Origin of the sequence: Ferroplasma sp., assembly GCF_031200575.1 — an archaeon.
Classification (GTDB): domain Archaea; phylum Thermoplasmatota; class Thermoplasmata; order Thermoplasmatales; family Thermoplasmataceae; genus Ferroplasma.
On record NZ_CP133597.1, the window covers coordinates 370,724 to 397,374 of the forward strand.

Annotated in this window: 27 protein-coding genes; 10 read left to right on the plus strand and 17 right to left on the minus strand. The window is 39.4% G+C overall.

Translation table 11 applies throughout. The features are described from left to right. Nucleotide 1: 1 nt before the first annotated feature. Nucleotides 2-1,201 carry an amidohydrolase family protein gene (locus tag RE471_RS02130; protein WP_309215130.1) on the minus strand — a complete coding sequence of 400 codons (1,200 nt, stop codon included), beginning with the start codon at nucleotides 1,199-1,201 and terminating at the stop codon, nucleotides 2-4. Between the two features lie 165 nt (nucleotides 1,202-1,366). On the opposite strand from RE471_RS02130, the gene RE471_RS02135 reads away from it, so the two are divergent. Continuing rightward, complete coding sequence (locus RE471_RS02135; RefSeq protein ID WP_309215131.1) at nucleotides 1,367-3,130, plus strand: S9 family peptidase; 1,764 nt, start codon at nucleotides 1,367-1,369, stop codon at nucleotides 3,128-3,130. A 308-nt stretch (nucleotides 3,131-3,438) separates the two neighbouring features. On the opposite strand, the gene RE471_RS02140 is transcribed toward RE471_RS02135, so the two are convergent. The 5 genes from RE471_RS02140 to RE471_RS02160 all read right to left on the minus strand — a co-directional run bounded on the left by RE471_RS02140 (nucleotide 3,439) and on the right by RE471_RS02160 (nucleotide 8,167). Beyond that, nucleotides 3,439-4,221 (minus strand): MFS transporter, encoded by a 783-nt coding sequence (locus tag RE471_RS02140; protein ID WP_309215734.1) that lies wholly within the window; start codon nucleotides 4,219-4,221, stop codon nucleotides 3,439-3,441. A gap of 1,072 nt (nucleotides 4,222-5,293) precedes the next feature. Continuing rightward, on the minus strand, nucleotides 5,294-5,659 hold the full coding sequence (locus tag RE471_RS02145; protein WP_309215132.1) for a hypothetical protein: 366 nt from the start codon (nucleotides 5,657-5,659) through the stop codon (nucleotides 5,294-5,296). A 65-nt stretch (nucleotides 5,660-5,724) separates the two neighbouring features. Then, entirely contained in the window at nucleotides 5,725-6,558 is an 834-nt protein-coding gene (locus RE471_RS02150; protein WP_309215133.1) for an SDR family oxidoreductase, read from the minus strand. A 123-nt stretch (nucleotides 6,559-6,681) separates the two neighbouring features. Further along, complete coding sequence (locus RE471_RS02155) at nucleotides 6,682-6,900, minus strand: DUF167 domain-containing protein (protein ID WP_309215134.1); 219 nt, start codon at nucleotides 6,898-6,900, stop codon at nucleotides 6,682-6,684. 109 nt (nucleotides 6,901-7,009) lie between these two features. Then, nucleotides 7,010-8,167: an acyl-CoA dehydrogenase family protein gene (locus RE471_RS02160; RefSeq protein WP_309215135.1), complete on the minus strand. Its 1,158-nt coding sequence runs from the start codon at nucleotides 8,165-8,167 to the stop codon at nucleotides 7,010-7,012. A gap of 98 nt (nucleotides 8,168-8,265) precedes the next feature. Between RE471_RS02160 and RE471_RS02165 the strand changes: the two genes are divergently transcribed. The 3 genes from RE471_RS02165 to RE471_RS02175 are packed head-to-tail and all read left to right on the plus strand — an operon-like array spanning nucleotide 8,266 to nucleotide 11,593. Then, on the plus strand, nucleotides 8,266-9,456 hold the full coding sequence (locus RE471_RS02165) for an MFS transporter (protein ID WP_309215136.1): 1,191 nt from the start codon (nucleotides 8,266-8,268) through the stop codon (nucleotides 9,454-9,456). Nucleotides 9,457-9,510: 54 nt separating this feature from the next. Next, entirely contained in the window at nucleotides 9,511-10,158 is a 648-nt protein-coding gene (locus RE471_RS02170; protein WP_309215137.1) for a phosphoribosyltransferase, read from the plus strand. Between the two features lie 40 nt (nucleotides 10,159-10,198). Further along, a complete protein-coding gene (locus tag RE471_RS02175) occupies nucleotides 10,199-11,593 on the plus strand; it encodes a hypothetical protein (protein ID WP_309215138.1) in 1,395 nt (464 codons plus the stop codon). A 2-nt stretch (nucleotides 11,594-11,595) separates the two neighbouring features. Here RE471_RS02175 and RE471_RS02180 read toward each other — a convergent pair whose 3' ends face one another. From RE471_RS02180 to RE471_RS02215, 8 genes are all read right to left on the minus strand, one after another. Beyond that, on the minus strand, nucleotides 11,596-11,865 hold the full coding sequence (locus tag RE471_RS02180) for a ferredoxin family protein (RefSeq protein ID WP_375379260.1): 270 nt from the start codon (nucleotides 11,863-11,865) through the stop codon (nucleotides 11,596-11,598). Next, nucleotides 11,862-13,127, minus strand: a complete 1,266-nt coding sequence (locus RE471_RS02185; protein ID WP_309215140.1) for an FAD-dependent oxidoreductase — start codon at nucleotides 13,125-13,127, stop codon at nucleotides 11,862-11,864. The genes RE471_RS02180 and RE471_RS02185 overlap by 4 nt, the downstream gene beginning before the upstream one ends. A 103-nt stretch (nucleotides 13,128-13,230) precedes the next feature. Next, nucleotides 13,231-13,848, minus strand: coding sequence for a hypothetical protein (locus tag RE471_RS02190; protein WP_309215141.1), 618 nt, complete (start codon nucleotides 13,846-13,848; stop codon nucleotides 13,231-13,233). Between the two features lie 225 nt (nucleotides 13,849-14,073). Next, a complete protein-coding gene (locus tag RE471_RS02195) occupies nucleotides 14,074-14,826 on the minus strand; it encodes a proteasome assembly chaperone family protein (protein ID WP_309215142.1) in 753 nt (250 codons plus the stop codon). After that, the gene (locus tag RE471_RS02200) at nucleotides 14,807-14,986 is read right to left on the minus strand and encodes an RNA-protein complex protein Nop10 (protein WP_309215143.1); all 180 of its coding nucleotides are present in this window, start codon (nucleotides 14,984-14,986) and stop codon (nucleotides 14,807-14,809) included. The genes RE471_RS02195 and RE471_RS02200 overlap by 20 nt, the downstream gene beginning before the upstream one ends. Then, complete coding sequence (locus RE471_RS02205) at nucleotides 14,983-15,744, minus strand: translation initiation factor IF-2 subunit alpha (RefSeq protein WP_309215144.1); 762 nt, start codon at nucleotides 15,742-15,744, stop codon at nucleotides 14,983-14,985. Before RE471_RS02205 ends, RE471_RS02200 begins: the two co-directional genes overlap by 4 nt. Before the next feature lie 7 nt (nucleotides 15,745-15,751). Beyond that, nucleotides 15,752-15,958, minus strand: coding sequence for a 30S ribosomal protein S27e (locus RE471_RS02210; protein ID WP_309215145.1), 207 nt, complete (start codon nucleotides 15,956-15,958; stop codon nucleotides 15,752-15,754). Further along, nucleotides 15,955-16,236: a 50S ribosomal protein L44e gene (locus RE471_RS02215; protein ID WP_309215147.1), complete on the minus strand. Its 282-nt coding sequence runs from the start codon at nucleotides 16,234-16,236 to the stop codon at nucleotides 15,955-15,957. The genes RE471_RS02210 and RE471_RS02215 overlap by 4 nt, the downstream gene beginning before the upstream one ends. A gap of 109 nt (nucleotides 16,237-16,345) precedes the next feature. On the opposite strand from RE471_RS02215, the gene RE471_RS02220 reads away from it, so the two are divergent. Beyond that, nucleotides 16,346-16,663, plus strand: a complete 318-nt coding sequence (locus RE471_RS02220) for a hypothetical protein (RefSeq protein ID WP_309215148.1) — start codon at nucleotides 16,346-16,348, stop codon at nucleotides 16,661-16,663. Between the two features lie 71 nt (nucleotides 16,664-16,734). Next, on the plus strand, nucleotides 16,735-19,809 hold the full coding sequence (ileS, locus tag RE471_RS02225) for an isoleucine--tRNA ligase (RefSeq protein WP_309215149.1): 3,075 nt from the start codon (nucleotides 16,735-16,737) through the stop codon (nucleotides 19,807-19,809). Here the strand turns inward: ileS and RE471_RS02230 are convergent. Together RE471_RS02230 and RE471_RS02235 are read right to left on the minus strand one after the other, a co-directional pair. Further along, nucleotides 19,802-20,773 (minus strand): DNA methyltransferase, encoded by a 972-nt coding sequence (locus RE471_RS02230; protein WP_309215150.1) that lies wholly within the window; start codon nucleotides 20,771-20,773, stop codon nucleotides 19,802-19,804. The genes ileS and RE471_RS02230 overlap by 8 nt on opposite strands. Beyond that, nucleotides 20,763-21,077, minus strand: a complete 315-nt coding sequence (locus RE471_RS02235; protein WP_309215151.1) for a DNA-directed RNA polymerase subunit L — start codon at nucleotides 21,075-21,077, stop codon at nucleotides 20,763-20,765. Before RE471_RS02235 ends, RE471_RS02230 begins: the two co-directional genes overlap by 11 nt. Nucleotides 21,078-21,271: 194 nt before the next feature. Between RE471_RS02235 and tuf the strand changes: the two genes are divergently transcribed. The 4 genes from tuf (at nucleotide 21,272) to RE471_RS02255 (ending at nucleotide 26,218) form a co-directional block, all read left to right on the plus strand. Beyond that, nucleotides 21,272-22,552, plus strand: coding sequence for a translation elongation factor EF-1 subunit alpha (gene tuf, locus RE471_RS02240; RefSeq protein WP_309215152.1), 1,281 nt, complete (start codon nucleotides 21,272-21,274; stop codon nucleotides 22,550-22,552). Between the two features lie 6 nt (nucleotides 22,553-22,558). Further along, nucleotides 22,559-22,870, plus strand: coding sequence for a 30S ribosomal protein S10 (gene rpsJ / locus RE471_RS02245; RefSeq protein WP_298275625.1), 312 nt, complete (start codon nucleotides 22,559-22,561; stop codon nucleotides 22,868-22,870). An 84-nt stretch (nucleotides 22,871-22,954) separates the two neighbouring features. Beyond that, complete coding sequence (locus RE471_RS02250) at nucleotides 22,955-25,153, plus strand: elongation factor EF-2 (protein ID WP_309215153.1); 2,199 nt, start codon at nucleotides 22,955-22,957, stop codon at nucleotides 25,151-25,153. Between the two features lie 48 nt (nucleotides 25,154-25,201). Continuing rightward, complete coding sequence (locus tag RE471_RS02255; RefSeq protein ID WP_309215154.1) at nucleotides 25,202-26,218, plus strand: pyridoxal-phosphate dependent enzyme; 1,017 nt, start codon at nucleotides 25,202-25,204, stop codon at nucleotides 26,216-26,218. Here the strand turns inward: RE471_RS02255 and RE471_RS02260 are convergent. Beyond that, nucleotides 26,215-26,631, minus strand: a complete 417-nt coding sequence (locus RE471_RS02260; RefSeq protein ID WP_309215155.1) for an OsmC family protein — start codon at nucleotides 26,629-26,631, stop codon at nucleotides 26,215-26,217. The genes RE471_RS02255 and RE471_RS02260 overlap by 4 nt on opposite strands. Between the last annotated feature and the right edge of the window lie 20 nt (nucleotides 26,632-26,651).

The window sequence follows — 26,651 nt, forward strand, 5'->3', positions numbered from 1 at the left end:
TCTAAAACACCTCATTTCCGCCTAGGTATACATGGTCAATTTTAGCGATATCTGAAATATTTTCAGATGGTTCCCCATTAATAATTAAAACGTCTGCTTTATACCCTATGGATAAACGCCCTCTGTGGATTCCAATATTATTGACATTTCCTGTAGCAGATCTTAAGGCTTCAATGGCATTCATATTGCCATATTTGGTCATAAGTATAAGTTCATTCCAGTTTTTTCCAATATCTATATCTTTTCCTGTTTCAAACCCAAGATCGGTGCCACACAAGATATTTATTCCAAGATTTTTGGCTTTTGGTAATACCTGCTTTATACCATCTATTACGTTTGTAATTTTTTCTAAGCCCCATGAATTTACGCCGATTTCCCTACCATATTTAAACAGTAGTTCCTGTATTGAAAGTGTTGGGGTTAGTGATACATTTTTTTCCGCCATTAATTTAAGAGTTTCATCGGATGCCATGGTGGCATGTTCTATGGATTTAACTCCAGATATTACTGCATTTTTTACACCCTGATCACCGTGTGCATGAGCTGCAACATAAGTTCCAGATTTTCTTGCTTCGTTAACAATGGCTCTTATCTCTTCAACTGTAAATTGTTCTTGGTCTGGTCTATCACTTTGTGAAAGCACACCTCCTGTACTGAAAATTTTTATGAAATCGGCTCCCTGCCTTAGTACAGTTCTAGCTCCTTTAATGCATCCTTCAGTTCCATCACATATCTCCGACATTCCACGATCCTCGTTCCATTTTATAGGTATAGTATGTGAAAATTCTCCATGTCCGAATGTTTGGCTTAAAGGTTTTCCGGCTGCAATTATATCTGGCCCGGTTAAATAGCCATTTTTTATTGCATTTCTAAGGTAGATTGCGTTTGTTCCACCACAGTCGCGTACAGTGGTAAATCCAGCCTTCAATATCTTATTTAGCCATGGAATGGTAGCAAGGAGCTTAATATTGGGATCTTCTATTAACGATTCCATAATCAGATTCCCAGATTTGGCCCCAGTAAGATGTATATGTGAATCAATCATACCCGGCATTATAAATGCACCTTTATACTCTCTCACATCATCAGATTTAATGTTATTCCCCACCTCTTTAATTATGCCATCTTCAATTAACACGGAATTCGCGTTCAAAATATTATTTCCATCAAATAGAGTTTCTCCCTTTATAACATACTTCATAAAATTATAACGTTAATTTAACTATAAATGTATCGGTAACTATCCTTGATTGTGTATAATATTGCTGATATTATTAAATCTGATATACCAAAATTTCCATTAGAGCGCATCAGAGTTTCCAATACTCATTGTAAATTTATTTAATTTAGTATTCAATAAGTGATTATGAAAGGGAACGATGCTTATAAAATAACCTTAGTTGGAGAGATTTTTTCCAGTGAGGGGAGAATATTCTTTACCAAAAGAGGAATAGAGAATGGAAAGTATACCTCACATATAATGGAATTAGGCGATAAATTAAAACAGGTCACCTCAGGTGTAAATGAACATTTACCAGCATATAGAGACGGTATGCTGTATTATGTAAGATATGACGAAAAAGGAGAAAGCCTAATGAAAATGGATCACCAATCAGAACCTATTGAAGTTGCTAGATTTAGAAAAATTAAAAAATTTATAGTCATGGATGAATGGGTTTTTGTGATTGCAAGTGAAAATGAGAAAAATGATGAACCATTTATAACCACTAAAATTAAATATAGGTTCAACGGTGTAGGGTTATTCAGAAGCCGATACGCGTTGTATAAAATAGGAGAGAGCATTTCAAAAATTTACTCTGGGAATTTTGATGTAGAGGATATACAATCAGGGAAGAATAGGATAGTAATAAAAACAACAGAAAATATGGATGATTATGGCATGGCGGATCTGTATGAGATTGATAAAGATGGGAACAAGCTGATAAGAATTACTGAAAAATCTTTGGTGATTAATGGGTTTGCAGTTTCGGATTCTGGTAAAATTGCCCTAAGTGGGCATATCGATCTTGATCCATGGGAAATCAATACTATTATTTATCCTGAGGAGGGAAAAACCATTAAAATTGCAAACGATTCCTATGATTCCGTGTTGTCAGATCTATTCTTTACCTCTGCTTACAAAATAAAATTTTATGGTGATGATTTGTACTGCATAGGTCAGAAAGAGTCTTCATCTAATATATATCGTGTATCAGGAAACACAGTAAGCCAAATAACAGAAATAGATGGGAAAATTATAGATTTTGACATTGTAGATGATGGTAAACTGGTTTATACCTATACTGATGCCACTCACCCATCTATAATTAAATATAAAACTGGTTATAATTTTAACGAGGGCATTAATCCAAGTATAGCAGATAAAATTGCACTTGATGGTGGTGAAGTTTTCTTTATGTTCAAGGATAAAAATTCCACTACCATAGTATTTATACACGGGGGTCCACAGACGGCCTATGGGCATATATACTATATTGAATTTCAGTACTTCTATTCTAATGGCTATAACATACTTTATACAAATCCGCCAGGAAGCACAGGATACGGGCAAGAATATGAAAAAGAATGTGTTGGAGACTGGGGAGGAAATGATTTTGAGTATATAAAGAAAGCAATGAAATTTGTAGTGAATAAATATGGCATATCAGATAGTTTTGCCCTTACAGGAGGGTCATATGGAGGTTTTATGACAAACTGGATCGTAACACATAGTAATATATTTAAATGTGCCATCTCTGAAAGGAGCATATCAAATTTGCTGAGTATGATAGGTACTAGTGATATTGGATTTTGGTTCAATTCACTACAAATGAATATAAAAGATCCATATAGTAAGGAAGGCATGAAAAAACTCATGGAATACTCTCCTATAACTTATGTTAAAAATGTAAAAACCCCAGTTTTATTAATCACTGGAGAAGAGGATTACAGGTGTCCAATAGAACAGGCGGAGCAATTTTTTGTGGGATTGAAACTTAATATGGTAGATAGCGAACTGATAAGATACCAGGGAGATAACCATGAACATGCGAGAGCAGGGGTGCCTAACAATATGGTCGACAGGCTTGAGAGAAAACTTGCATGGTTCAATAAATATATGAAAAATTAAATATTTACAAACCCTCTTTTGTTTGCTCTTTTACAATTTCCGATGTTCTCCCTGGAAATTTCATAAAAATCGTGATTATCACTGAGATAGCCGCAGGAATAACCATAAAGTATAGCATACCCGTTCTGAACGTTTTGATACTAATATATGAAGCCAGTAAAAGTGGGCCAATAATCCCCCAATATTGAATGCCATCAGTATTGCACCGCTAGCGCTTCCAACCGCTTCATCTTTAACCATATCCTGACCAGCAGTCGGGGTTAAAACAGAATAAATTGACCAACCTGTACCGAACATTATTGTTAAAACTATAAACAGGATATAATTTTTGGTGAATAGGTAATGAAAATAATAGATATAAAAACTAAAAGTATGCCAACAATTAGGATAGGTTTTCTTCCTATTTTGTCACTTGAAAATCCTGCAGGCAACCCAAAAATTATGCCTCCAACACCTAGCATAGAAATTAAAACCGCTGCTTCGGCACTTGAAAAGGTTACAACATTGATCAAATATTCTGAATAATATCCAAGTATGTTTAACAGTGTAAAGCCGAAGAAAAACATTGCAACTATAGGGAATATTGTATAACGGTTAAGTGCCAATTTCAAGGGATTTTTGGCTTTCTCTTCTTTTTTAAACACTGGTGGGATAATTACGAAGAAAATAGCGGCTACTATAAATCCAAGGATTCCTGATATAAGAAATGGGATATGATAGGCAGGAAGAAATGGAAGGAATATATATGGTGCAGCTGTGGTTCCTACTCCAGCAAAAACACCCCATAACATTGTCCCTGTACCTCTGAATTCTGGATTTGTATCTCCTAACACACCTATTGACGAAGCCTGAAACATACGGACACCGAAACCCACAATCAACCTTGAAAGAAGAACTTCAATAGCAGTAGTTGAATAGCCTGTCGTTATAGTAAATATTGAAAATATAATTATCGATAATGAAACTGTAATTTTAGGTGAAACCTTATCAAACAAAAAACCTCCAATGACACTGAATATTGCAATACCTGCAGCATAACCACTGATCAATATACAGAGATAGAATATGGGAAGGTTAACTGCATTTATAATAAACGGGGCAGCATATTAATATGCTGATCCATCAAAATCTACTATTATCGCTGGAAGGGCCCCTGCCACAAAAATTGTAAAAAGTCCAAGTCTACTTTTTACTCCTAACTCTCTAGCTGTAGGAATCATAGAAACCAAATCTTATTTAGCTTAAAGACTTTTCTATTTCGAAGATTTCTGGCATCATTTCCTATCCCATGTAATTATTAAATAAACATCGCTACCAAGAAACTCTTTGAAGTAATATGCTTTTGCATCTGACATGAACTTTGTAATCATTCTTTCTATGGCACTGTAGATTTATTTTTACTGTGAACTCTGTTCTAACCTAAATTTTTAGATTGTTCAAGTTAATATATCTATAATGTGTCCTAACTTTTATAATGCGTATGACAATTGTCATATTTATTAATTTTAAAAACATTAGCGGGATATAGCAGAAAACCATATCTCATTAATCATGCAAATTTGGGATAAAATAGTTAATGAAGATTGAGTAATGAAGTATGCTCCCAAACTTATTGTGAATATTATTGTAATTTAGAGATATACGAATTATCATACAGGTCATAATAGTACTTCTTCAACAACCAAAAAATTTCATAGAACTACTAGATATCACAGATATAGCGAACTATAATGAATACCTAACAGATTTCGGGACGATCCCTCTTGTATATATAAGTATATTTTTAATATTATATGTTATCTTGGTGTCATTGATACAGATAAGAAATGAAGTATTGTTGATAATGAATTAACATAAGATAGAAACTATAGCTAGGAACAATGAAAAGGAATCATCATGTGCAGGCTCAGATATGAGTTATAAAGGACTTTTTCTACTTTTAATTGTATGTTAGAAATGGGATATACCTAGTATGTTAAATACAGAGATAATGGTAATTCAACGATCCAAATAATAGTTGAATAGAACTGCATGGTAATGGCCAATAAAATTGCTGCTACACCAAGAGGAAATAATGTACATGGCAATTCTAAGTATGTTGGGGTATCCTACTGTTATAATACAAAATAAAATTTATGATACATTAAAAAATTAAGTGTTAATTCATAGTATCAGCAGGAATCCACCGATTATGTCTAGGACAGGGCCTATCACAAATCCACCACCCATAAATAATATGATGAAACCGAGAATTATTATAATGACTCCATTGACTAGTTTATCCTTTCTGCGTGTTCCCCTGGCCATGGAATATATGATATAGGCAAGTATTATCCATATCACGGGAAAAATTGCCATCAGCACTGAGCTTCCTATCACTGAGAATCCGGCCGGATTGAAAAACATGAGCTGGGCAGCGCCTGCAAGCCCGGAAATAAATAGAACAAGCAATCCAATGATTCCTGAAAGCATTATTATAATTGAACCGAGCGTTGTTATGAGATACCGTATTCTGGCATTAGAGGCCATTCTACTACATAATAATCTTTATATAAAAATATACGTAAATACATTATCAAAACAATTTTCATTTATTATCTCTGTCGCATGATCTTCCATACGTCTTCTGGTAGCTTTTCCATCATATTGAACATGCTGGCTCCATACAGGGATTGCCCGCCATCTGCTGTAATTACCTCCCCGTTTATGTATGACGCCATATCAGATATTAGGAACGCGGCAATGCTTGCTATTTCCTCCTTTGTTCCGAGCCTTCTCTCAGGATTCCCTTCTATTATCTCATTTTCATACTGTTCTCCAGGTAAAAGCCGGGACCAGGCGCCCTCTGTTTTGAATGCCCCTGGTGCAATTGCAACAGTTCTTATCCCATAATGCCCCCATTCAGCAGCCAGTGACCTTGTCAGGGCAAGTACACCTGCCTTGGCCACTGCCGATGGCACAACATACCCTGACCCTGTCCATGCATAGGTTGCTACTATACTAAGCACTGTACCCTTTACAGAATTTTTGATCCATCGCTTTCCCATCTCCAGAGATGCATAGGAGCTGCCATTAAGAACTATCCCTATTATCGTATCAAAGGCTTTAGGGCTCAGGTCCTCTGTTTTGCTGATAAAATTTCCTGCTGCATTGTTAACAAGCACATTTATGCTCCCTGTTCTGTCCTCTATAGTATCAATAGCTTTTTTCAGTTCATCTGGATTTCTTACATCACATTTTTCTGCCTCGATCCTGTATCCCATTTCATTGAAGTACTCCGTCGCCTCTATGAGGTGGCTTTCCCTCCTGCTTATTATGGATACCGATGCTCCAAGTTTAAGAAACGTTTCTGACATCTGTTTTCCAAGTCCAGTGCCGCCGCCTGTTATAAGAATATTTTTGCCCTCCAGCAAATTATTTTTGAACATAATTCTCTATACCTGTTATCTGTATAAAATCCTATTGATGGATACCTATTATATTGCCCATTTTATGCACTGGCATTCTATCCTTAGGGTGCCATATAAAAATAGAAAACGTCAAAAGTAAAATTAATCATTTATTTTTACCACCTTTTTTCTTGATGTTGATCCTCTGACAATTTCTATGTTCCGGTAATCAACATTGAAATATTTTGAAAGCTGGTTTATTATATCCCTGTTTGCCCTGTTATTCTCAAATGGCTCCATGGTGTAAACATCGAACCATTCTTTTTCCGGGCTAATCCTGGATTTTCCCCTGTGCACATGCACATTGATATAATCAGCCATGAAATTGCATCAGCACCACTGTATTTAATTTATCCCCGGGATTATGGAAGGTAAGGTTGGCGGTGTTATTGCCACATTTCCTGTCTCCTGCCCTGGGTGCAAAATGCAGCTATTTAAGCATGGCACGTGAAATTATCATTTTCATTATATTCAACGCCCCTTCCGCACCGACCAGGTATGAAAATATGCCCCTGGCACTTCTTTCTATGCCGGAATCCCTGGTATATCCATATGCCCCGAACCACATCATTACCTTTTTTACAGTATCCATTGCAATCTGCGGCGATGTTAGCTTTGACATTGAGCTGAATATATAAAAATCCGGGTCATTCATATCTGCCATGTAGGCTGATTTATAATTCAGCAGTGATGCCATTTCAATTTCTGTATTCAGGTCCGCTGCCTCGAAGGCTATCGCCTCAAAGTCGCCAAGTTTCTTTCCGAATGCACTCCTTTCCTTTATATATTTCACACCCTCATCAAGCATCTTTACTGATAGGCCGTTGCATGCCGCTGCCACCATTATCCTTGCATGGTTGAATCCGTCCATGGAGTAATAAAACCCCTCGTTTATTTTGCCTATTATGTTCTCCTCAGGGACTTCAACATTATCATATTTGATTCCAGAAGTTGATATGCCCATTCTTCCCATGTTCTGCAGCTTTGTTATCTCCACACCCTCAGTATCTGCCGGGACATATACCATGGTTATTCCCTTATGCCCCCTGCTTTTGTCTGTCTTAACCAGTGTCAGATGCCCGCCACCGTTTTTTCTGGCTTCCACTGCACCACTTATGTACATCTTCTCGCCGTTGATAATTACCTTCCCATCCTTTATTTCACCGGTTGTGGTTATGTTTGCCACATCGCTTCCTCCTGATGGCTCAGTGGATGCAATCCCTATGAATCTATTTCCGTTGGCAATATCCGGGAGCAGCCTGCCCTTCAGTTCTTCCTTTCCGTATTTCTGCAATATATATGCCCATGATGTATTCAGCAAATAGTAGACAGAGGTTGCCATGCTTGTATCTACCTTTGCAATTTCCTCTGATATTATTACAGAATCCATGAAGGAAAGTCCAGGCCCACCGTATTTTCCGTTGATTAATGGGGATATAATGCCGTTTTCACCTGCTTTTTTGAAAAAGTTTTCCGGGATTTCCCCATTGTCATCTATAGACCTGACAAAAGGCTGCAGATTTTTTTCCAGAAACTCTGCCGTATTTTCTCTCAATAATTGCTGCTCATCGCTGAATGAAAAGTCCATGGGATTTTATTATTTAGTCCTTATTAAATATATCTGATAGGTTGAAAATAAATGCCCATGAACGTAAACTTTTATTTATGTGAATGACATACATTGTCATGGATAATTTGAAGAAACTTGTGCCATACTGGTTCTTTGTTTTCACAATAGGTTTCGGGTGGTTCATCCTCTCGCCGGTTATTCCGGAGCTTATGGCGCATCTCTCAGCGTCACTGTCAGAAATAGTGCTGGTGCTTTCAGTATACGGGTATACAATGGCCATCATAGGGCTTGTAGCCGGCGTACTTTCTGCCAAATTTACGGTAAAATCATCCATATACCTTGCCATGGCATTCTCCATAGCAGGGCTATTCATACGGATATTCGCAACCGATTATTCAGAATTCCTTATTTTATCCATAATAGCTGCAAGTGCATATCCATTTTCACTTGCACCGGTTGGCAGCATAGCAGAATCCATGGATAAAAAAAGATCTGCCACAATAACAGGATTGAGCATAGGCTTTCTCTTCCTGGGAATGTCAGCCGGAGCACTCCTTGGCCCATATATATACCTGGCCTTTTCGCTTGCAGGAATAATGGCATTTCCCGCGGCATTGACAGTAATTGCATCTATATGGCTCTTTGTTTACCTTCCCCAGTACCCGGAAAAATACCGTGGCAAATCACTGAGGGGTGCATTTAAGCCGGGCATGGTCAAAAACTGGTACATAGGGCTTTCCATGGCCTCAATATCCATATTATTCGGTGATATAGCAGCCACTGCACTGGGATTCCATTTTACAGGTGTATTCCTGCTGAAACTATCCGGTGTTATGGGTGGTGTTGAATTTATGGGATCAGCCCTGGGTGCCCTCATACTGCCATTCCTTTTTGAACGCTACCACTTAATAAGATCCGGTACAGTCCTGGCAGGCCTGGTTTCCTTTATATTCGCGATTGTACTGCTCTATACCCTGGTGTATACAGATATTGCATCCATCATCACGGCATCCTTCTTTATATTCGGATTTTTCGGAAATGCATTCTGGGTCATGGCATTGAATTCCATAATAAACTATGTTGATGATCCTGCCAGGGCAGGTTTTGCAACCTCAATGTACAGTGTTGCCACAAACATAGGGGTAGCCATCATACCGGTGGTTCTCAGTGCAGATTTCGTCAGCATAACGAAATCCATATACGGTATAATTCCAGCAGTTGTCATAGTCCTTATTGCTTTTGCGATTTCCCCTACAATACTTGCAGGAAGGCGGAAGAGCTCGGTTGAGACGGCTCAGGAGGCTTAATAATATGCATTAAAGAACATTAAAATAACAATATCCACTTATCCATAGATAAGGATGGAATTCAAAGCTACATATGTTTCATGGAAAGACATAGAGGACTGGACAAAGGGAATAATGAAAATGATCGTCAAGGATGGCTATAATCCCGACATTATAGTTGGCATTGCCCGAGGAGGATTAGTCCCGGCAAGGATGGTGGCAGATTACCTTTTCAAGAAAGACCTGCTTTCAATAAAAACCGAGCACTGGGGAGTAACTGCAACCATGGACGGAAAAGCTGTTCTCAAGGAAAAATTGAATTATGATGTGTCTGGAAAGAAGGTCCTAATAGTTGATGATATAACCGATACCGGCGAGAGCATGAGGCTTTCATATAATTATATAAAATCGCTCAATCCCTCAGAACTGAAGACAACATCCATGCTCTATGTGAACGGATCAAGCTATACACCTGATTATTACGGAAAAGGGCTTTCCAAGGAAGAATGGGCATGGTTCGTATTCCCCTGGAACGTTTATGAGGATACATACAACCTTTCAAAGAAGTTCATGGATGTGCCTGTTGATGTAAACACCTTAAGTGAAAAATTGCGTGAAAACTACAATCTGAATGTGGAGGATGTGAATCTCCTGGAAGTACTTAATGACATAGCCGCACTGAAAATGCTGAAAAAGCATGGAGAAAAGTTTTCCCTGCCATGAAATAAACAAAATTTATTTAACCAGGTTTCAATATATAAATATGTCATTTTTACAGGCTATAAAATCCTCAATCATAAGTGAGGAGGATGATACCTATATATCAAGGATACTGGAGGATAGAATAAAGATAAAAAGCTTTACCGTTCCAGATTACCTTTATGTAACGGATCTGATAAATCCTGTTCATTCGTATTTTTCAAGAAAATATCCCGATATCGCAGTTCCAGAAAGCGTCAATTCAAGAATGAAATATGGGGAGGAGATTCATTTCCTTGCCCGGCAGTGGTTTGAACAGATGCCAGGATTTTCCGGGTCAGAGGTAATACTTACGGCAACCCATATAGGATTAAACGTTGTTGGGAGAGCGGATTTCATGATTTACGATTCCATTGTGGAATTCAAAACAAAAAATGTGGACAGGGTAAACATGGAAAACATATACACTGTGTACAGATCCGACCTGGAGCAGCTGCTGTTCTATGCAGCCATGAACAGGAATTTCACAGCAGATAATTTTCTCGTGTTTTTCACCGGGGGAAAATTCCATGTTTACCGCGTATCTGTCAGAGACCCTGCAGCCGTTGAAAATGAAATGGTATTCAGGTTTTCTCTTATAAAGAGGGGAATAGAAAATGGGGATATAAGCGATTTTCCAAGATGCTCATATTTCGGATACGGATGCCAGTTCTCAGAGGCGGGAGTGTGCATGTGCCATTCCCTGAGGCCGGAAGATCCAGCATGGATAAAAAATGTGGCAACCGTTGCAGAGGATCATGAAATGGAATCAACCCTGGAAACACTGTACACAGAGGATACAAAAAATATTGATCTGAGGTTTTATGATCTGATATATCCCAGAAAATATTATCATAAAATAACAGGCGATTCCAGAAATTCCGACAGTGGCGCATCCATACCATCATCATATTATGAAAAAAACAATATCAAGTTCTTCGTCATAGATTCCATCAATGGGTCGGTTCTCAGCGCAAGTGGAAGTGAAATTTCAGAGATAAACAGGGTTTCAACCCTTCCCCTGTATGGTGACGACAAGTATATTATTAAAAATATGTATGACGAAAACTCCATTATGCCATATCTACTGAAAATTAACAATTCCATGTATCCAGGCAGGTTTCCTGATACCTATTACTCTGAGCTCGCAATAATGTGTGCCAGGAGAAACAGAAAAGAAGGGGCTTTGATAACTGTTTACCCAAGGCTGGGCAACATTGTGGTGGCAAGGGATATCCATTTTGATACAGACAAAATTATAGGCATATGCAGTAAGGCCATAGGGGAAATAGTGGAGGCCATAGAAAGCAGGAATCCAGATAAACTGGATCTGTGCCCTGAATTTGCAATAAAATCCTGTGATTTTTCATCCTGCAGCTGCAAAAAAGAGATTATAAAAGGTCGTGAAAAGAGCAGGTAATTTTATCCGTATATATAGCTCACGCCTTTCTCAGGATATTTAAATTCCAGCGCGCCGAATGGGCATGCATACAGTGCGGCACCACATTCCAGGCATCTCTCGTAATGAACAGTTATTCCATTTTCCTTGTCCTCTTCGTAGGTGCCTGCCGGGCATACCTTTGTGCATGGCTTGTCCACGCATGTTTTGCATATATCCGTATTTACGGTTATATGGCTGGTGTTGCCAACCTCATTCTTATTTAATCCCAGACGTTTTATTAAATCCATCATATCACCTTTAGCATATCTTCTATAAGGGTATAGTATCCGATACCGTTCTTTTTGACCTCACCACGAATAACATCTTTTATGTTATCCCTGGGATCATCAGTAACAGAGAACATTCTCTCCATGATTCCTGCCATCATTTTCGGGTATGCATCAAAAGTCCTCTCATTTCCGAACAGTGTCGATATCCTTGAAGCTGCCTTCATATCCTTGAGTATAAAGCTATCCTCCAGCATCTGTTCATAGATGAAGGTATCCCTGTAGTTGCCGGAATCGAATATCTTCTTAGCAGCCTCTCCTGCAAGCCTTCCGGATTCTATGGCATTATCCATGCCACGGATGGTGAAGCCATCATTGATCAGGAATCCTGCAGCATCCCCTGTAACCATTAAATTATCCGCATATCTGGGAGGCAGGCTGTCAAAACGGTAAAACGGTATCAAATGTGCAGAATATTCAAGCAGTTTTCCCTCTATCCCAAGTTTTTCCCTGAAGTCCTCAATTATATTAAAAGCCTTCTCTTTATGCTTTTCCAGTGAATCCAGCTTTAGTGTAAGCCCGATAGAGGTTGTTTCTTTATTTGTATAGGAGAAGCCACCACCCTTTATGCCATCGGAAAGGCCCAGAATAGTTCTGGCCTCCCCGTAATCCTCCTCTGTTTTTTTGTCTATTATTTCCTTAATTCCCACCATGAACTGCTTTGGCATGAAATCCGGGTTATCCTCAATTTTTTCAACAGGCTGCATGGGAAACTTTCTTTCCTTCACAAGTCCAAGGTACCGGGATGCAAATGCAGCAGCGCCGTCACTTTCTATCACCAGTGGCGTTCTTATATCCCCCCTGTCGCTTCTCAATACAAGGCCCCCATCCTCGTGGTCAATACCGCTAACAAGTGTGGAGTATGATATGGGAACACCCAGATTTTCCGCCTCTGATGCAAACCATGCATCGAACTTTGATCTCAGTATAGAATAACTGTTTTCAGTTTCCTTATTTTCGAATGAAAAACTTATCTTCTTTTCTCCAGTGTAAATCTCAAATGTCTCTTTCTTTATTGGTAGTTCAAGGGGTGCATCTTTGAATTTTGTACCCAGAAGTTTCTTCAGGGAATGAATATACATCCTTCCACCTGATACGTTCTTTGACCCGGAATGCTCACCCCGTTCAAGAACTATAACAGAAAGGCCCTTATTTGCAGCGGTAATTGCCGCTGAAATTCCGGCAAGGCCCCCACCAATCACTGCCACATCAACATCATAATCCATGATTGCGTATAATCAATAACTTTAATAATTTTTGGTATTGGATGTTAACCTTTATAATGCCATTGCAGATCGGGAAAATTCATGGGTCCCTGCTGCCATGTAGTCATCCGGTAATCAATGATTTCCACACGTCCTTTTCCGTTTTCTTCCGCCTTTTCAGGTAGCCAGTCCAGTAATCGTTTATGAATTTAACAGGCACAGTGCCGTTGTAAACCCTGTAGGAACTATCCCTGGCATACATGTATTCAATATCATGCAGGACTATATCTTTTATTGTTGATTCCTTCATAATATAATGGCTGTTGTTCTCCCTGTCATTCAGTATGTAAAGAAGTTTCTTCCTGTTTCTGTTAAAATCTATGTATTTCAGTATTTCATTTCTTGTTCCACGTGAAAGCTGATTTCCCTCATCCATGTCCCTGTGAATCAAATCGTAAAGGCTGGTTTTACCTATTTTTCGTTCGTCAAGCGGGAGTTTCATGATTTCAAACATACCATCACTGGATGTCAGGATTTTTATATATTTATAGTCCTTATTCCCCATCCTTATTTTCAGGTCTATGTCACTGTCCCTGTAAACTTTTATAACAGATATGCGTTCTGGAAATGCATCGAATAGGTTAATTACCATTGCATACACAGGTTTTTCAGAATCATTAATGTCATTAAAATTTTTTTTGAGTTTTTTGATATTGCCTGCCTTAAAAACTTCGGCTTTCATCAGTTATTGTAATGCAATCAAAATATATAATATATTACGAATCTCAATTTTAAGCTAACACTATGATAATTATTACGAATGATATTAATATCAGAAAGGGTTTTCGTACAATATCCTGTGTAAATACAGAGGGCGATTAAGAATAATTTAAATTTATAGTAAAAAGAGGCAAGGTACCTCATTAATTACTTTATATTGTTATCATATACATCATTTGAAAGATATTCATCCGAAATACCCAAGATCCTCTTTTGAGTTTTTGTTCTGGGCTTCCTGTTTCATCTTCTCTGTTATATCCTCAAGCTGTTTAGTTTTTTCGTCAATGTCGCTGAGGTTAATCTTTGTTTTTAAAACCCTGGAGAGAACCATTATTATTTCCCTGGCACTTTTTGGATCCGCAAAATATCCTGAGGTTTCACCCATAAAACATGCACCGGGAACTGAAAACATTTCGGTCCCAAGCCCAAGTATAAGTCCCGCAGATCCTACTATCCCGCCACTGGGTTCTCCTGAAGGGAAGACAACACCATTCTTCTCAAGAGGCTTTATGAGCTTTTTATCGCTTACTGCCCCAAGCACTCTGGGTTTTTCTACTATTTTTCCAACACTGTATCCTCCCAGTGTGTAAACTCTGGAAACATCGTACTTTTTGAGTAATTCCAGTATGGCATATGACAGCTCATACTGCCCTTCCTGCGTTGTTCCCTGGAAATCCCCTGTCAGGAATATCAGGTCGTTTTTTTTGCCTGTCTTTTTATAATAAAGAGATACCCTTACCAGGTGTATCACATTATCAAAAATGAATACCTGTGGCGGCAGGAATTCTGAGTATATATCTGCCATCTTTTTCATTTTTAGTTTATCTATAAAATAATCTGCTGTAATCTTTCCCACATTTCCGATGCCCGGAAGTCCTCCTACGAATACCGGGGAATTTAACTCTGGTTCTTCATAGGTTTTAATCATTATTTTTTGCACTGTTATCCTCCTCTATCAATTTTATTCTGTACTTCTGGAACTTATCTGATGGTGAATATTTCATTGGAATGGCCATCACTGTTTTACTGCTGCACACCGGGCACAAATCCTTCATTGTATACAATCCACAATGCGGGCATTTTCTTATAAGTGTCTTCATTGTTCATCCCTGGTAAAACTATAAGATATATTGTTTTTCTTGCATCTTGTGGAAACCGTATCAAGAACATTCTTCAGTTTTTCCTCGGCGGATTTGTAATCCTCATCTACCACAGAAATTCTATATCTTGGAGAACCTGCATATGTAATTTCTATACTGTCATCATCCTCTATATCCAGGGCATTTTTAATTAATTCTATTCCATTGGATGCAAGTGAATACATATCAATTTCACCCCCTATCTTAACCATGGGTATGGATATATTTTCCTTTGAAACTTTAATAAAAACATCCTTCCAGGGCTCATCCCTGTCTTTCATAAAATCCTTTGAAGACGCAGCCTCAAAAAAGGCATCATAGACACTTCCATATTCAGATATAAGGTAATTCTCTATGTTTTTTACCTTACCGTTATCACTGATGTTTGCCTCTTTTGCAACTATTTCCAGTAATTTATATGATTTCTGGTCGTTTTTCCATTCCTCTATCTTTTCCCTTTTCTGGTGTTCATTCACCCTCTTCAGGGATAGGTCAACATGCCTTCTGTTCGGGTCTACATTCAATACCTTGCACACAGTACGCTGGTTAACCCTGACAAAGTCTTTTATATGCTTTATCCAGCCTGTCGCAACCTCGGCAATATGAATAAACCCTGAAACTCCGGGATATTCATCAAGCTGTACAATAGCTCCGTAGTTCTGTACCTCCTTTACTGTAACGACTACAAGGTCCCCAACCTCAGGCATTTCTCTGGTCATAATATACCTATAATTTTACCTTCTCCACAAGTTCCCCTGATGTTGCGAGGGTGGACCCCGTGGGTTTGGCTATAGTGGCACCACATATATTGCAAACGACAACTGAGGATATCTTTGAATAAACAATCTGCTCATTTCCACAGCTCTTGCATTTTATTTTCAGGAAGTTGTTTCCTGTATCCTTTAATTTTTTGAACTCATCTGCCATATTCATGCCTCCACTATTTCAAATTTCTTTGCCCTCTGTGTCGGCGGTGTTATCGATTTCTTGCATACTGTGCATTTCAATCTCAGTGCAATTCTTTTGGTTGGCTTTTCCCTTCCTTCGTATCTGGGCCTTGGGAAACCTCCATATCCAGAAGTAACCCTTCTGAACCTCCTCTGCCCGGCCCTTAATTCGCTGGCCTTTCTTTTACGTACTCTTTCAACATCATGTACCGTATGTGTTTTGCAATATGGACAGTAAGTTTTTATTTGCTTTGGCATTTTCATAATATCAAACCTTAAACTATATTTTTTCCTGATATATAATGTTTATACAATTCAGCAGGCAAAAGAAAAATTAACAAATCTTAAATATAAATTTAACCTATAAAATTGAATGTCCAATTACAGATACAAAAGGTATGGTACCAGGGTAAATAAGAATTACAAGGAAAATAATGGTGAAAAAGCCGTCAAAAAACTTGACATGCGCCGGGAAGATGAGTTCAACTATATGTTAGGAACCATCCTGAAAGAACTGCCCGATAGTGTTAGAGGGGCGGTTAGGGGAAGTATATACTCAATAACATCCAAGAAAGGGATAAAGGACGCAAAGGATTACATAATTAAAAAGAAAAATGATGGCACAATAAATGAAAAAATGGAAAAAAGCCTGATTGATCTTATATATTCTTACAGTAAGTACAGAAATTGAGGCAAAGCTTTTTCAGTTAATATTACGGCATTTATAAAAAATAATAAATACATTTTATTACTAATCTGCTAATGACTGAAGATTTTTACCAGAATATAGATGTAAATAAGGGATCAATTGATATCGAGAATGAAATCAGGAAATACTGGCAGGATAATAAAATAATAGAAAATATATTACATAAAGATCGTGGGCTCAAGCAATACACATTTCTGGAGGGCCCACCAACTGCCAATGGGCGGCCACATGTTGGGCACCTCATGACCAGAACTGTAAAGGATACAGTAATGAGGTACAAATACATGTCAGGCTATGACATAGGAAGAAGGACCGGTGGATGGGACTGCCATGGTTTGCCAGTAGAACTTGAGGCAGAGAAGCATTTCGGGTTTAATACAAAGAAGGAGATAGAAAGTTTCGGCATAGAGAAGTTCAATGAATACTGCCGCAACAGTGTTTTCACATATATAGATGAATGGAACAGAATAGACAGTGAAATAGGATACTGGATAGATGAAAAGGATTCCTATGTTACCCTGAGAAATGATTATATGGAAAGTGAATGGTACGCCCTCAAGAAAATGTTCGACGAGGGCATGCTTGTAAAGGACTATAAAATTGTTCCATACTGCCCCCGATGTGGGACCTCATTGAGCTCGCATGAGGTTGCACAGGGATATAAAAACACAGACGATACGTCAGTTTATGTAAAATTCCGAATAAAGGGGAGCACAAACAGGTACCTGCTGGCATGGACCACAACACCCTGGACACTCCCATCAAATGAACTTCTGGTTGTAAACAAAGATTTCCAGTATTCATTGGTGTCCTTTGAGGGAAATGAGTATTATCTCCTTTCAGACATGGTTGGCTCACTCTTCAAAAACCCGACTGTAATTAAAACGGTCAGGGGCGAGGATCTGGAGGGGCTGGAATATGAGCAGCTCATGCCATTTCTGGGCGTGGGCAAGAACGCTCTTAAAGTTGTTACAGGGGATTTCGTAACTGCAGAGGACGGAACAGGAATAGTGCACGCAGCCCCTGCATTCGGTGCTGATGACTTTGACATAGCAAAAAAGTACGGTATTGAGCTTGTGAATCCGGTGGATACCGAAGGAAAATTTGATTCCCGTGTCCCATGGAAGGGAAAATTTGTTATGGATGCAAATCCAGAAATCATAGGCTATCTAAAGGAAAACAAGCTTCTATTCAAAAGCCAGAAAATAAAGCATACATATCCATTCTGCTACAGGTGCTCAACAAAGCTCCTGTACTATCCTCTGGATGCTTGGTTCATAAAGGTGTCCACCATAAGGGATTTGCTCAAGAAAAACAATGACCGTGTAAACTGGTATCCAGAATACCTGAAGTATGGAAGGTTCGGGAACTTTCTAGATGACGCCAAGGATTGGGCCCTGAGCAGGAACCGTTACTGGGGGACCCCATTGCCGGTATGGAAATGCAGCAATGGGCATTACCTTGCAGTAGGAAGCAGGGACGATCTGGAGAAATATGGCGGAACCGTCCCGGACGACCTGCACAGGCCATTCATAGATGAGGTGAAGCTTAAATGCCCTGAATGCTCAGAATCCATGACCAGGGAACCATATGTTATAGATACATGGTTCGACTCGGGAAGTGCAACATACGCGGCCATGCATTACCCGTTCAATAAAAAATTCAATACGGAAAGCATACCGGTAGATTTTATAACAGAGGCCATCGACCAGACAAGGGGCTGGTTCTACACGCTGCATGTAATTGCCTCATTGCTCTTCGGCAGGAATGCATATAAAAATGTCATGTCCATGAGCTTTATACTGGACGAGCATGGGCAGAAGATGAGCAAAAGCAAGGGCAACTTCGTTACAGCAAATGATTTCATATCCATGTACGGTGCTGATCCGGCCAGGCTGTTCTTCTATACCGGGGCACCATGGAATTCAAAATCCATAGACAAAAAACTTATAAATGATACAAGCAGGAAGGTATTCGGCACCCTGTCCAATGTCTACTCGTTTTTCGCCTCCAATGCAAATCTAGATGGGTTCGTATTTGAAAAGCTTGAGGCACCGGACAACCTTCTGGATAAATGGATTCTTTCGCGGCTTAATTCTACCATTGCAAATGTTAGGAAGAACATGGATGAATTCGATATGCATATAGCCCTCAGGAACCTTATGGACCTTATCAATGATTTTTCAAATTACTATTTGAGACTCTCAAGAAAAAGATTCTGGGAGGGAAATCTGGACGACAGCAAAAGAAAGGCATACGAAACCCTTTATTATACACTGATAAACATTATAAAAATGCTCGCGCCACTGGCACCATTTTACACAGAATATATGTACCTGAAACTTTCCGGGCCTGAAAGATCAGTACATTCTGAGAAATATCCTGAACCTGACACCTATTATATAGACACAGAACTGGAGAATGAATTCAAATATGCAATATCTGTGATGGAGCTTTCCAGGAGGGCCAGGCAGGAATCTAATATAAAGGGAAGGCAGGTTGTAAGTGAGGTGCTAATTTACAGTGACATGAACATAGAAGAATCCATACTTGATATAATATCACCGGAACTCAATTCACAGAGAATCAAATTTATCAAAGAGGACGAAAAACCTGTAAAGGTAACAATAAAACCGGTATTCTCAAAGGTTGCACCTTTATTAAGGGGAGATACCAACAATTTTACAGAATACCTGTCAAAAACAAATCTATACAGTGAACTCAAAACAAAGGGCAAAATAACATATGAAGGCCATGAATTCACAGCGGAATACCTGGATGTCCATGAAGAGCCACTGGAAACTTATGCATACGCAGGCGATGAAAAAACTGGCATATCTGTTTATATAAACAGGAAAATAGATGAAAATCTTATGCTGGCGGGATATGCAAGAGAAATCATAAGAAGAATTCAGATAATGAGAAAGGACCTGGATCTTGAATACTCACAGAACATTGTTACCGAGATAAATGCAGATGGGGATATTATGAAATCTGTTGAAAAGTTCATGGATCTGATAAAGAATGAAACCCTCAGCACAGAAATAAGAATTTCAAACAACCCACAGGGCAAAGTTTGGGATATTTCCGGTGAAAATGTAGGAATCTATGTAAAACCTGTCAGTTGATCCTTTTTAAGACAACAAACTGCCTTACCAGTGATTTGTGCTGGTACACAGGCACAACATTTTCTATGGAAAAATAATCCTTTGCATATTCAAGGAATTCCATGTTATTTATTATAATGGAACACCTCCGCCCGCTTTTCAAAAGTTCATAGAATTTTTTGAACGATTCCCTGTATAGATCAATTATATCATGATTGTCTATGCCAGAGCTCCTCCCGTACGGCATATCTGTAACTATTGCATCCACAGGATACCCCGTGTCAAGTTCTGATATGTCCCTGTTGTAAACAGTATAATCTTCAATTTTAAAATATTTGAAATTGAGTTTTGTCCCCATCACCATGTTAAGTGAAGAATCATTGCCTATTATCTTCCTGCCGATCATTGCTGCCTCAATTAGTATCCCCCCTGTTCCGCAGAAAGGGTCCAGTACAGTTTCTCCCTCAACTGTAACTGAAGTATTTACGAGATATCTGGCATATTTCGGATGAAGAGATACAGGTGAGAAAAACGGCCTCATGGGGGCACGCCTTTCCTCAAAGGCTTTTTTATTCCTTTCATAAACCACCATGCAGAGGTACCATTTATCCATCAATACTGCCCTTATTCTGAAATCAGGATTTTTGAAAGATACCCTTCCAGGGCCACCGATAAGTTTTCCTATTTCAGATTCCAGATTTTCTGCCTTTTCCTTCAGGGTCCCCGAAACTCTTACATAAAATAGCCCATCCGGTATTCCTGTTCCAGTAAATTTCTGGTAGTCTGTGTTTTCCTCAATAACCTGCGAAATAAAATTCACAAAGGCAGAATCCTTTAACCTATCAGGATTCCCTTCAACAAGCACATATTTTTGCCTGCATTCAATTATATTAAAATTATGGTATGTCTGCTCTATATACCCTATCTCTGTCCGGGCAATTTCAATGTTCTCCCCAGATATTTCAAGAACGTATTTACTGTTCATTTTTTTCTTTTTTCAGGCTTGATTTTTCAAGTTCCTTTTCGAGGTCCGAGTAAAGTGATTCATAAATCTTGTTCATTCTTTTTATTGTCCTCTTTATGGCAGCCTGTGGTTTTCCGGTGCTTACTTTTACATATATCTGCGGATTGTCGATCTCAGGATGTTTTATATAATAATAAGAATCTACAACCTTGTCATCTTTTAATATTTCTTCGGCCAGGGGCCTGAGGAGAGTATTATCATAATTTATCATTTCCAGTTTAATTGAATCTTTATCCTTTGAAATAATGTTAAATTTGGTATCCATACAGCCTTATTTTAAATTAGTATATATTTATTATTATCAATATGCCTTTATGTGGAGGTTAAGGCATCTGTCAATGTTACACTATGTCACGTTACTCCCTCCTGATATATGTAACACATAAAGAAAGATATTTAAATATTAAAGTATTATATGGTAAAGAAAGGATATTTAATCCTGGTTAAAGGTGAAAGAAAATGGCAGAATTACCACATCTGAATTTAGTTATAATAGGGCATGTCGATCATGGAAAATCTACCTTCGTAGGCAGACTATTGTTTGAGCACGGAGAAATACCGCAGCACATAATTGATGAGTACAAGAAGGAATCCGAGGAGAAGGGCAAGGCAACATTCGAGTTTGCCTGGGTTATGGACCGGTTTAAGGAAGAAAGGGAAAGAGGAGTTACAATCGATCTTACACACAGGAAATTCGAGACTGACAAATATTACTTTACAATTATTGATGCTCCGGGCCACAGGGACTTCGTTAAAAACATGATAACAGGAACAAGCCAGGCAGATGCCGCAGTTCTTGTAGTCTCAGCCAGAGAGGGAGAAGGAGTTATGGCACAGACAAGGGAGCATGCTTTCCTTGCAAGGACACTCGGTGTACCCCAGCTCATTGTGGCAATAAACAAAATGGATTCAACACAGCCACCATACAGTGAAAAGAGATTCAACGAGGTAAAGGATCAGGTAACAAAACTTCTTGCACCTATAGGTTACAAGGATGTTCCGATCATACCCATGAGCGGTTACAAGGGAGACAACATAATGAAGGCAAGTGCAAACCTTTCCTGGTGGAAGGGCCCAACAATTATGGAAGCACTTAACAACCTTAAGGTCCCGCCAAAACCAACAGACAAACCACTCAGGATACCTGTTGAGGATGTATACTCCATTACCGGAATAGGAACAGTCCCTGTAGGAAGAGTGGAAACCGGAGTCATAAAAATAAACGACAAGGTAACATTCATGCCTGCTAACAAATCCGGTGAGGTTAAATCAATAGAGGAGCACCACACAACAATGCCAAAGGCAGAACCAGGAGATAACATAGGATTCAACGTAAGGGGAATAGCAAAGAATGACCTGAAGAGAGGAGATGTCTGTGGGCCTTCATCTGCACCACCTACCGTTGTAAAATCATTTACAGCCCAGATAGTGGTTCTACAGCATCCCAGTGTTATCGCTGCAGGATACAAACCAGTATTCCATGTCCATACAGCACAGATAGCATGCAGATTTGACGAAATCATAAGAACCATAAATCCTAAGGATGGAACCACATTGAAGGACAAACCCGATTTCATTAAGGCAGGGGACATAGCCGTGGTAAAGGTTATACCGGACAAGCCTCTTGTAATAGAGAAAGTATCTGAATTCCCACAGCTGGGAAGGTTCGCAATCAGGGATATGGGCATGACCGTTGCAGCCGGTCAGTGCATAGACCTTGAAAAGTCAACTGTAGCGTGATGATATATGGCATACAAAGCAAGGATTTCACTGAGTGGCACAGAAAACAAAATAGTTGACGTTGTCTGCGATGAAATCAAATCAATAGCAAAAAGAACAGGGGTAGAGATACATGGACCTGTTCCACTGCCTACAAAAAAACTCAAGGTTCCTGTGAGGAAGAGCCCGGACGGAGAAGGTTCTCCCACGTGGGATAGATGGGAAATGAGAGTACATAAACGCCTGATGGATGTGGATGCTGACGAAAGAACCTTAAGGCAATTAATGAGGATATCCATACCTGATGGTGTTAGAATAGAAATACAGATAAAAAGTTAAATTATTTTAGCTTTTAAATAAATTTTAACAATAATTAAATAATGATTTTTCATACAGGATTATAGAATTTAAACGGTGTTATTAATGGGGCGAAAAGAAGAGAATGTTGCAAAGGCAATGAAATTAGTAGAACATCCAGAGTTAATAAGGAATATTGATATAGCGGCTCACATAGACCATGGGAAAACTACACTCAGTGATAACCTTATTGCCGGTGCAGGAATGATGAGCGAGGAACTTGCTGGAAAACAGTTGCTGCTGGATTACGATGAACAGGAGCAGGCAAGAGGAATAACAATAAACGCGGCTAATGCTTCCATGGTTCATGAAGTTGAGGGAAAAGAGTACCTCATAAACCTTATAGATACTCCCGGGCATGTTGACTTTGGGGGGGATGTCACAAGGGCTATGAGAGCAGTTGATGGAACAGTCATTGTAGTTGATTCAGTTGAGGGTGTAATGCCACAGACAGAAACTGTTGTAAGGCAGGCACTGAGGGAAAGGGTTAAGCCTGTACTTTTCATTAATAAGGTTGACAGGCTGATCAATGAACTGAAGCTTAATGGCGACGAAATGCAGAAGCGTTTCATAAAAGTTATTACTGATGTAAATAAGCTAATAACAAAATATGCTCCAAAGGAATTTGCAAACGACTGGCTCGTCAATGTAAAAAATGGAACAGTTGCCTTCGGTTCTGCATATCATAACTGGGCACTTTCAGTTCCGGCCATGGGCCTGTTTAAGGTTACATTCAAAGATATAGCAGATCTGGTTGCAGCTGGCAAACAGAAGGAACTGGCCAAAAGGGCCCCATTACATAAAGTAGTTCTGGATATGGTAATTAAGAACCTTCCCAATCCAGCAGTAGCCCAGAAATACAGAATACCACAGATATGGCATGGAGATCTTAACAGCGAGATAGGGAAGGCCATGGAAATGTGCGACGATAATGGCCCCGTGAGCATGATGATCACCAAGATTCTTATAGACCCGCACGCAGGAGAAATAGCCGTTGGCAGGGTTTTCTCTGGAATAATAAGAAAAGGTAGTGAGCTCTATGTTACTGGAGCAGGAAAATCCAAGGTTCAGTTGCTATCCATGATGGTGGGTCCTGATAGGATATCTATAGATGAAATAGCAGCAGGGAACATAGCGGCTGTTGTTGGGCTCAAGGGCGCAATAGCAGGTTCAACAGTATCATCCATTCCAGAAATGGAAGATTTTGAACCAATGTCACATTATTCAGACCCGGTGGTTACACTTGCCATTGAAGCAAAGCACACTGCAGATCTTCCTAAGCTTATTGATGTTTTAAGATCTGTGTCCAAGGCAGACCCATCCATACAGGTTGATATAAACCAGGAAACCGGTGAGCATCTTATATCTGGAATGGGAGAATTGCATCTGGAAATAACAATGTACAGGATAAAAAATGATTATCACGTTGACGTTGTTACATCTGCACCGCTTGTTGTATACCGTGAAACTGTTGATAAAGTAGGGGGCCCATTTGAGGGAAAATCACCCAACAAACATAACAGATTCTACTTCAAGGTAGAGCCACTGCCGGAGGGTGTTGTCCAGGCAATACTTGATGGTAAGGTACCCGATGGATCCAAAATAAAGGATAAGAAAGCAGTTGCAGCAATACTGGAAGAGGCAGGTCTTGATCATAACGAGGCAAGAAGCCTGGTTTCAGTGCACGGAGCCAATATAATGCTAGATATGACAAAGGGAATACAGTACCTTGACGAGACCATGGAGCTCTTAATAGAATCATTCAATGAATCCCTTGATAAGGGACCACTGGCAAATGAAAAGGTATATGGACTAAAGGTAAGCCTCATGGATGCTAAACTTCATGAGGATAGCATACACAGGGGCCCGGCACAGGTAATACCGGCTGGCAGAAATTCAATATACGGTGCAATGTGCCAGGCCGGAAGGGTTCTTATGGAGCCCATGCAGAAGGTTTACATTAGCGTGCCACAGGAATTAATGGGACCTGTTACAAGCGAGCTCCAGCAGAGGCGTGGCGTTGTGGAGGACATGCAGCAGACCGGTGATGAGATCACAGTAGTAGCAAACGCTCCTGTATCCGGCATGATCGGATTTGCCTCAGCAATAAGAAGCGCCACAGGTGGAAAGGCCATATGGAGCTCAGAAAACTCAGGATACCAGCGTGTGCCCTATGAACTGCAGGCTGGAATTGTGGCCAAGATAAGGGAGAGGAAGGGACTCAAGCCAGAACCATACGACGAGACCTATTACTCATCTCTATAAACCATATTTTTTGCATAGTATTTTATTTTTTAACGTATTACATTTTTTATGAAATCAATATGTCTGAACGGACATCCAAGAATAAAACATGAATTAAGATGCACTGTGTGCAATGAACCCTTTGAAATCATACCAGAAAAAAAGTTCTCTGACAACATGGATCTGAATTTTGATTATGTTAAAGAGAGAATAACACTGGGCGAAGTTTTTACTCCTGTTGTTGATCTGGACAGCAATCTATATCTCAAGCTGGATTATTTTTCTCCCACCTATTCATATAAAGACCGTGGCACAAGAAATCTTATATCATATATAAAAACTAACGAAAAGGAATTTCATGTGGATGCAATAAATGAGGATTCATCTGGAAACGCCGGTGCCTCTGTGGCGGCATACGGGGCCCGTGCGGGTTACAGGGTAAACATATACGTGCCCAGAAATGCAAATGAAAACAAGCTCAGGCAGATAAGCAGTTATGGTGCCAGCATTATAAAGATTGATGGTACCAGGGATGCTGTTCAGGAGGCTGCCGAAAAATCCCCGGGTTTTTACGCATCACACATACTTAATCCTGAATTCCGTGATGGGATAAGAACGCTGGCATATGAAATATTCCTCCAATCTCAGAGGATGCCAGACAACATATTTGTACCGGTCTCTGCGGGAACCCTGCTATCTGGGCTTTATAGCGGCCTTTCCCACCTTTACATGTCAGGGGAAATTGCCAAAATCCCAAAAATTATAGGAGTGCAGCCTGAAAATATTTCCCCACTATGCTCTCTGGCAAACGGTTTGCAGTATAATCCAGATAACAGCCTCTCCTCAATTGCAGATGCTCTTGTGGCGAAGCGCCCGGTACTCATGAAGCTCATGATGAGGATAATGAATAGTGGGAATAGCTGTGTTTCTGTATCAGAAAGTGAAATCATGAATGCAAGGAAAGACCTTGCCCAGAAAGGTTTTTACACAGAATACAGTTCCGCCACGGTATATGCTGCATACAGGAAGGGGCACTACAATGGAAAATCCATGCTGGTGTTAACTGGAAATGGGTTGAAAAATTAACGGTAGTCCTTTCCGTTGATGGTATAACAGTAGGATACCGGTATTCCTGCATTCTTTACTGTAAGTGATACAGAGCAGTATTTTTCCAGTGAAAGATTTATTGCCTTTTTTACAGAATCCTGGTCAACATCTCCATCGAAGATATAATGTATCTCTCCAAATTTCAGCATTTTTGGATCGGTATCCCTTTTCTCAGCGGTAACCTCACACCTATAATTTTTTACATCCTTTCTCATTTTTTTAAGTATATTCAGCACATCATCGCTGCTGCATGCGCCCATGGCCAGCATTAAAAGCTCTGTGGGTGAATGATACTGATCATTTCCAACAATAGAATTCTTTATTTTTACATCATATTTTCCATCATCTGATATAAAGCCCACATCCTTATCAAACTTGAAAGATACTTTCATATGTCACAATATATATCATT